General features: G+C 67.8%; 7 protein-coding genes and 1 tRNA gene. 3 read left to right on the top strand and 5 right to left on the bottom strand.

Annotation, left to right across the window (positions count from 1 at the left end):
- Together FNH04_RS37670 and pyk are read left to right on the top strand one after the other, a co-directional pair.
- A partial coding sequence (locus FNH04_RS37670; RefSeq protein ID WP_152790331.1) for an SIMPL domain-containing protein occupies positions 1-668 on the top strand: 668 nt, incomplete at its 5' end.
- Between the two features lie 142 nt (positions 669-810).
- Complete coding sequence (pyk, locus tag FNH04_RS37665; protein WP_152790330.1) at positions 811-2247, top strand: pyruvate kinase; 1437 nt, start codon at positions 811-813, stop codon at positions 2245-2247.
- Between the two features lie 9 nt (positions 2248-2256).
- Here pyk and FNH04_RS37660 read toward each other — a convergent pair whose 3' ends face one another.
- Positions 2257-3039: a helix-turn-helix domain containing protein gene (locus tag FNH04_RS37660; protein WP_152790329.1), complete on the bottom strand. Its 783-nt coding sequence runs from the start codon at positions 3037-3039 to the stop codon at positions 2257-2259.
- 87 nt (positions 3040-3126) lie between these two features.
- Positions 3127-3209: transfer RNA gene (locus FNH04_RS37655), tRNA-Leu, on the bottom strand.
- 94 nt (positions 3210-3303) lie between these two features.
- On the opposite strand from FNH04_RS37655, the gene FNH04_RS37650 reads away from it, so the two are divergent.
- Positions 3304-3960, top strand: coding sequence for an ANTAR domain-containing response regulator (locus tag FNH04_RS37650; protein ID WP_322724999.1), 657 nt, complete (start codon positions 3304-3306; stop codon positions 3958-3960).
- A gap of 75 nt (positions 3961-4035) precedes the next feature.
- Here FNH04_RS37650 and FNH04_RS37645 read toward each other — a convergent pair whose 3' ends face one another.
- From FNH04_RS37645 to FNH04_RS37635, 3 genes are read right to left on the bottom strand one after another with little or no spacing between them, the layout of a single operon-like run.
- Positions 4036-4752, bottom strand: coding sequence for an ABC transporter ATP-binding protein (locus tag FNH04_RS37645; RefSeq protein WP_322724998.1), 717 nt, complete (start codon positions 4750-4752; stop codon positions 4036-4038).
- Positions 4749-5624, bottom strand: a complete 876-nt coding sequence (locus FNH04_RS37640) for an ABC transporter ATP-binding protein (protein WP_152790333.1) — start codon at positions 5622-5624, stop codon at positions 4749-4751. Before FNH04_RS37640 ends, FNH04_RS37645 begins: the two co-directional genes overlap by 4 nt.
- A 5-nt stretch (positions 5625-5629) precedes the next feature.
- Positions 5630-7387, bottom strand: coding sequence for a branched-chain amino acid ABC transporter permease (locus FNH04_RS37635; protein ID WP_322725002.1), 1758 nt, complete (start codon positions 7385-7387; stop codon positions 5630-5632).
- Positions 7388-7402: the final 15 nt, after the last annotated feature.

Genomic DNA, 7402 nt, shown 5'->3' with positions numbered 1-7402 from the left:
CCCCCGACGCCCCCCGCATCGCCGTCCGCGGCGAAGCCCACCTCGAAGTCGACCCCGAACTCGCCCGCATCGGCGTCACCGTCAACGCCCGCGGCAAAGACCGCCGCACAGCCCTCGACGACCTCACCCGCCGCAACACCACCGTCCTCGACCTCATCAAGACATACGGCGACGCAGTGGAACGACTCGAAACCGGCGCCTTCTCCATCACACCCGAACTCACCAGGCACGGCCGCGGCGAACGCGTCCACACCTACCACGGCACCGTCCGCCTCACCGCCGAACTCACCGACTTCACCGCACTCGGCGAACTCACCACCCGCCTCGCCGACCTCGAACTCACCCGCGTCGACGGCCCCTGGTGGGCCCTGCGCCCCGCCTCCCAGGCCCACCGCCGAGCCCGCCAGCAAGCCGTCCGCGAAGCCGTACTGCGCGCCCGCGAATACGCGGAGGCCCTCGGCACGACCCTCGCGGCACTGGTCGAGCTCGCCGACATCGGCGCGGAGAACGCCCAGCCGTACCCGCAGCCCCCCGCCCGCATGCGCTCCGTAGCCTTCGCGGCGGAGACCGCGGACCCCGTCGCACCGCCCCTCGACCTCGAACCCCAGCGGCAGCACGTCTACGCCCAGGTGAACGCCCGCTTCACGATGGTCCCGCCCCGGCTGTGAGCCCCCACCGGACGCGCCCGGGATGCTCATCGGAGCACCCCGGCGCACACTTCAACACTTGTCAACAGCCCTACACACAAAGGCCGTTGAGTGGTCAGGCCCGACCAATTCACTACCCGCCGGTAGCCCCTAGGGTCGAACCATGCGCCGAGCCAAAATCGTCTGCACCCTCGGGCCCGCCACCGACTCGTACGACCAGATCAAGGACCTGGTCGAAGCCGGAATGGACATCGCCCGCTTCAACCTCAGCCACGGCAGCCACGCCGAGCACGAGGAGCGCTACCAGCGCGTACGCAAGGCCGCCGACGAGACCGGCCGCAGCGTCGGCACCCTCGCCGACCTTCAGGGCCCGAAGATCCGGCTCGGACGCTTCACCGAAGGCCCCGTACTCCTTGAACACGGCGACACCTTCACCCTCTCCGTCGAAGAGGGCATCGAAGGCGACCACGAGATGTGCGGAACCACGTACGGCGGACTCGCCGACGACGTCACCCCCGGCGAACACATCCTCGTCGACGACGGCAAAGTATGCCTCGAAGTCACCCGGGTGGACGGCCCCCGCGTCCACACCACCGTCATCGAGGGCGGCATGGTCTCCGACCACAAAGGCCTCAACCTGCCCGGCGTAGCCGTCTCCGTCCCCGCCCTCTCCGAGAAGGACGTCGAGGACCTCCGCTGGGCACTCCACACCGGCTTCGACGCCATTGCCCTCTCCTTCGTCCGCAGCGGACACGACATCCGGGACGTCCACCGGATCATGGACGAGCAGGGCCGGCGCCTCCCCGTCATCGCCAAGATCGAGAAACCACAGGCCGTCGACAACATCGAGGACATCGTCCTCGCCTTCGACGGCATCATGATCGCCCGCGGCGACCTCGGCGTCGAAATGCCCCTCGAACAGGTCCCCATCGTCCAGAAACGCGCCGTCAAACTCGCCCGCCGCAACGCCAAACCGGTCATCGTCGCCACCCAGATGCTCGACTCGATGATCGACAACTCCCGGCCCACACGCGCGGAGGCCTCGGACGTCGCCAACGCGGTCATCGACGGCACGGACGCGGTCATGCTCTCCGGCGAGACGAGTGTCGGCAAGTACCCGATCGAGACGGTCACGACCATGTCCCGCATCGTCGCGGCGGCCGAGGAGGACATCCTCGCCAAGGGCCTGCCGCCCCTGACCGAACGCAACAAGCCCCGCACCCACGGCGGCGCCGTCGCCCGCGCGGCCGCGGAGATCGGCGACTTCCTGGGCGCCAAGTTCCTCGTCGCGTGCACCCAGAGCGGCGACACGGTACGGAGGCTCTCGCGCTACCGCTCCCCGATCCCCCTGCTGGCCTTCACCCCCGATCCAGCCACCCGCTCCCAGCTGAACCTGACGTGGGGCGTGGAGACGTTCCTGGCGCCTCACGTGGACTCGACGGACGCGATGGTGGACCAGGTCGACGAGTGGCTGCTGAAGGACGGCCGCTGCGAGAAGGGCGACATCGTGGTCATCACGGCGGGCTCACCGCCGGGGGTGTCGGGCACGACGAACCTGGTACGGGTGCACCACATCGGGGAGGACGACGGTCCGAGGTAGCGGGGCCGGTCAGTACTTGGGGCCTACGTGGGTGTCCATGAGGGCGACGGAGGCTTTGCGGGCGATGGAGATGTTGAACGGGTCGCTGCCTCGGGCGAGGGTGGTCCACTCGACGCCAACTCGGTCGAGGGCATCAGAGAAGAGCTTCCGGATGTCGTCCGACTTGTTGCTGAAGAAGTACCGCGGGTACTCATAGCGCTTGCGTTCACCGCCGACGAGACGGGTTGTCCAGTTGGTGATGCGGCAGCCGTCGGAGTGAATGAGGCCCCGGATGAACTCCCAGGGGTGGGCGTCGACGATGGCCTGCTGCCAGGGTTCGAGCGCGATGCGGCGCTCGTGCTTCTTGCCGGGGCCATGCTGGGGGAAGAGGCAGGGCCAGTGCTGGCTGTAACTGGCCACTGAAACGTAGCCCTGGGCCTGCTTCCGGTAGGCACATCGTGCCGGGTTGATCATGCGCATGGCTGTCTCACAGGCGTCGATCAGGCCGGGCCATGTGTTGCCGCATGCGATGCGCAAGTAGTGCCCCGTGCGCGGGTGGGCGCTGACGCAGCCATCTCCGAGGTACAGGCCAAGGAGGTAGGAGTACGCCTCCTTGTGTTCCGGCCGCTCCGGAGCGTGCTGGCACTCGATACAAGGACCGGCCTGGGCCTGCATACGCGGCAGCGGGTCGAGTCGCGTTCGCCAGGAACGGATCGCAGCCCGAGAGATGCCGGTTTCCTTGCTGACGGAGTTCAGGCTGCGCCCTTGGGTCACTAGGGCGAGAGCCCGCTTGCGTGTGCTGACGTCGTACATGTGGACACTCTGAGTTACTGATCGGTGCCGTGTGCAGCGAAAAGCGGAGGTTCACGCGAACGTGAACCTCCGCTTCGGGTAGCACCGTGCCGGGTACGGGATTCGAACCCGTATGTCCTCTCGGACAGATGTGTTTGAGACATCCGCGTAAGCCGTTCCGCCAACCCGGCTGGCCAGCAACAGGAGTGTACCGGTTCACTGCAGGCAGGCGCAGCTAGGTACGCTCTTGTCAGCAGTACCCCTGCCCTGCACCAAGGAGCCCCCGTGACCTCCCCCGAGTCGCCCCAGCCCGCCGACGTGCCCGAAGACGACAAGTCGCACGTGCCTCCGTTGACGACCCGTGTCGTCATCGCCGAGGACGAGGCGCTGATCCGCCTCGACCTCAAGGAGATGCTCGAAGAGGAGGGCTACACGGTCGTGGGCGAGGCGGGTGACGGTGAGGAGGCCGTCGAGCTCGCGCGGGAGCACCGGCCCGATCTGGTGATCCTCGATGTGAAGATGCCGAAGCTCGACGGTATCTCGGCGGCCGAGAAGATCGCCGAGGAGTCCATCGCGCCGGTTCTCATGCTGACCGCGTTCTCGCAGCGCGACCTGGTGGAGCGGGCGCGTGACGCGGGGGCGATGGCGTATCTCGTGAAGCCGTTCAGCAAGAGTGACGTGGTTCCGGCGATCGAGATGGCGGTGTCCCGGTTCACCGAGTTGCGGCAGCTGGAGAAGGAGGTCGCGGACCTCACCCAGCGTCTGGAGACGCGGAAGCTGGTCGACCGGGCGAAGTCGGTGCTGCAGACGGAGTACGGGCTGACCGAGCCGGCGGCGTTCCGGTGGATTCAGAAGACGTCCATGGACCGTCGTATGTCGATGCAGCAGGTCGCCGAGGCGGTTATTCAGGATGCCGAGGAGAAGAAGGCCGCGAAGGGCTGAGCGGCACCCGGTACACAGCGTGAGGCCCGCGCCCCGGAGAAGGGGGCGCGGGCCTCGTCGTCTGCCCGAGCGGTCCTAGTCCTCGCCGAGGTACGCCTTGCGGACGGACTCGTCGTGGAGCAGGTCCTGGCCCGTGCCGGACAGGACGATCTTGCCGACCTCCATGACGTGGCCGTGGTCGGCCAGGGAGAGGGCGGCCTGGGCGTTCTGCTCGATGAGCAGGATGGTGGTGCCCTGGGACTTGAGTTCCTGGATGGTCGCCATGATCTTCTGCATCATGATCGGCGAGAGGCCCATGGAGGGTTCGTCGAGCATGAGCAGTTTGGGCTGGGACATCAGGGCCCGTCCCATGGCGAGCATCTGCTGTTCGCCGCCGGAGAGGGTGCCCGCGGCCTGCTTCCTGCGTTCTCCGAGGATGGGGAAGAGGTCGTAGGCGCGCTGGATGTCCTTTTCGATGCCTTCCTTGTCGGTGCGCAGGAAGGCGCCGAGGCGGAGGTTGTCCTCGATCGTCATGCGGGGGAAGATGTGCCGGCCTTCGGGGGAGTGGGCCAGTCCCAGTGAGACGATCTTGTGGGCGGGGATCTTGCGCAGCGATTTGCCGTCGAACTTGATCTGTCCGCCGAGTGGCTGGAGGAGTCCGGAGAGGGTGCGCAGGGTCGTGGTCTTGCCGGCGCCGTTGGTGCCGATGAGGGTGACGACCTCGCCGGCGTTGACCTTGAACGAGATGCCCTTGACGGCCTCGATCTTGCCGTAGGCGACCCTGAGGTCCTCGACCTCGAGCAGTGCGGTCACTTGGCGTCCCCTTCTGTGGTGCTGTGGCCGGCGGCTTCGGCTTCGGCGGCCTCGACCTCGGCGACCTCCTCCTGGCCGGGGGCGTCCTCGAAGGGGGTGCCGAGGTAGGCGGCGATGACGCGTTCGTCGGCCTGGACGACTTCGGCGGGGCCTTCGACGAGTTTCTCGCCCTGGACGAGCACGGCGACCCGGTCGCAGAGGTTCATGATGAACCGGATGTCGTGTTCGATGACGAGGACGGCGATGCCCTGGTCGCGGATGGCGAAGACGAGGTCCTCGGTGGCTCGTGTCTCCTGCGGGTTCATGCCGGCGGTGGGCTCGTCGAGGAGGAGGAGGCCGGGTTCGCTCGCGAGGGCCCGGGCGATTTCCAGCTTGCGCTGTTCGCCGTAGGGGAGGTTGCGGGCGAGGTGATCGGCCTTGGCGGCGAGGCCGGTGAACTCCAGAAGTTCCATGGCCCGTTCACGTGATGCTTCTTCGGCCTTCTTGAAGCTGGGCAGGCGCAGGAGTGCCGACCAGAGGCCTTCCTTGGTCCGCGTGTGTCGGCCGACCAGCACGTTCTCCAGAACGGTCATGTTGGCGAAGAGCCGGATGTTCTGGAAGGTGCGGGCGATGCCGGCCTGGGTGACCAGGTGGGGCTTGGGGGGGAGGACGGTGCCCTTGTAGGTGACGGTGCCCTCGGTCGGGATGTACAGGCCGGTGAGGCAGTTGAAGAAGGTGGTCTTTCCGGCGCCGTTGGGGCCGATGAGGCCGACGATTTCTCCGCTGCCGACGGTGAGGTTGACGCTGCGTACGGCGGTGAGGCCGCCGAAGCGCATGGTGACGCCGCTGGCGTCGAGCACCGTGCCGGTGGTGGTCGTGGTGGTGGTTGTCATGGCGGTCACGCCCCTGCCTTGGCGACGCCGGTCGCGCCTTCGGGCAATGGCTTGTCCTCCGGTACGTCGAGCTGTCCGGTCTCGTGGAATTCGAGCTGCTTCCTGCGGTCGGCGACCAGGCCCTCGGGGCGGAATCGCATGAGGAGCATGAGCGCGATGCCGAAGAGGAGCAGCTGGTACTCCGCCATGAACTGGAGTTTGGCCGGGATGAGGTAGAGCAGTGCGGCGCCGATGAGGGGGCCGCTGATGGTTCCCATGCCGCCGAGGATGACGGCGGCGAGCAGGAAGGCCGAGTTGGGCGGTACGGAGCCGGCGAACTGGTACTGCTCGGGGGTGACGCTGTAGGAGACGTGTGCCTGGACGGTGCCGGCGAGGCCGGCGAGGGAGGCGCCGAGGGCGAAGGCGAGGAGTTTGAGGCGGAAGCCGTTGATGCCCATGGCGGTGGCGGCGGTCTCGTCCTCGCGGATGGCGACCCAGGCGCGGCCGATGCGGGATTCCGCGGAGCGGCGGAAGACCATGACGACGACGACCGTGCAGAGCAGCATCAGCAGGTAGTAGTTGCCGGACCGGGTGAGTTCGTGGCCCAGGACGTCGTGGGGGACGCCGAGGTTGAAGCCGAGGATCTCCAGGTCGGGGATGTTGGGGATGCCGTTGGAGCCGTTGGTGACGTCGGGTCCGCTGTTGCCGTTGAGGTTGTTCATGGTGATGCGGAAGATCTCACCGAAGCCGAGCGTCACGATGGCGAGGTAGTCGCCGCGCAGTCGCAGGGTGGGGGCGCCGATGACCACGCCGAAGATGAGCGAGGCCAGGGCGCCGGTGAGGACGGCCGCCCAGAACGGGAAGTGGACGCCGATGGTCGACTGGGGGGAGCCGGAGACCAGGGCGGCGGCGTAGGCGCCGACGCCGAGGAAGGCGACGTAGCCGAGGTCGAGGAGGCCGGCGAGGCCGACGACGACGTTGAGGCCCAGGGCGACCGTGGCGAAGATCAGGATGTTGGCGCCGATGAGCGCGAACTGGTCGTTGGTCTGGGTGAAGGGGAAGCAGATCGCCGCTGCGAAGGCCGCCGCGAGGGTGACGTTGCGGTGTTTGGCGGTGAGTGCCGAGAGCCGCTTGAGGAGTCCTGCGCGGGTGACGGCGGTGAAGCCGAACGCGGCGATGATCAGGAAGCCGATGAACAGTTCGGAGTACTCGGTGCTGATGCCGTAGGCGAAGACGTACAGGCCGGTTCCGAAGCCGGCGGCGATGATGAGGATCTCTGCCCAGGAGGGGAGTTCTCCGGCGCGGCCGGGTTCGGGGGCGCTGAGGGAGTGGCGGATCCTGCCCCAGAGGTTGGGGTTCTCGTCGTGGTCGTAGCCCTGGTCGGCGGGGAGGCCGAGGGCGCCGATCGTGGCGATGAGGGCTCCGAGGCCGGAGATCCAGGCGCCGGGTTCGAGGTTGACGAGGCCGCCGAGTTCGTAGGAGATGGCGCCGATGGCGTAGCCGGTGGTGCCGAGGACTCCGAGGGCGAGGAGGCGGACGGGGCTGTTGGTGCCGCCGGGGGTGAGCCAGCCGAGTCCGCGGATTCCGTATCCGGCGAGTGCGAACAGCGCGGTGAGTGCGGCTCCGATGAGGGTGAGGACCTGGAGTCCGCCGGGGTAGCCGGTGACGGTGAGGTTGCCGGGGAACTCGTCGGTCCAGGTCCAGGCGAGGAAGGTGCCGGCGAGGGCGATGGCCGAGCCGGCGACCGCGGTGGCGCGTGCTGCGGCGGGCGGCAGCGGGATGATGGGGGTCGGTTGGGC

The organism is Streptomyces phyllanthi (assembly GCF_009377205.1).
Lineage (GTDB): Bacteria > Actinomycetota > Actinomycetes > Streptomycetales > Streptomycetaceae > Streptomyces > Streptomyces phyllanthi.
Note: the sequence above shows the minus strand (reverse complement) of the source record. Positions and strands in the feature narration are given on the sequence as shown.

Coding starts and splice junctions, on each gene's coding strand:
- FNH04_RS37640 (WP_152790333.1), bottom strand. CDS start 5,624: ATGACAACCACCACCACGACCACCACCGGCACGGTGCTCGACGCCAGC.
- FNH04_RS37660 (WP_152790329.1), bottom strand. CDS start 3,039: ATGTACGACGTCAGCACACGCAAGCGGGCTCTCGCCCTAGTGACCCAA.
- pyk (WP_152790330.1), top strand. CDS start 811: ATGCGCCGAGCCAAAATCGTCTGCACCCTCGGGCCCGCCACCGACTCG.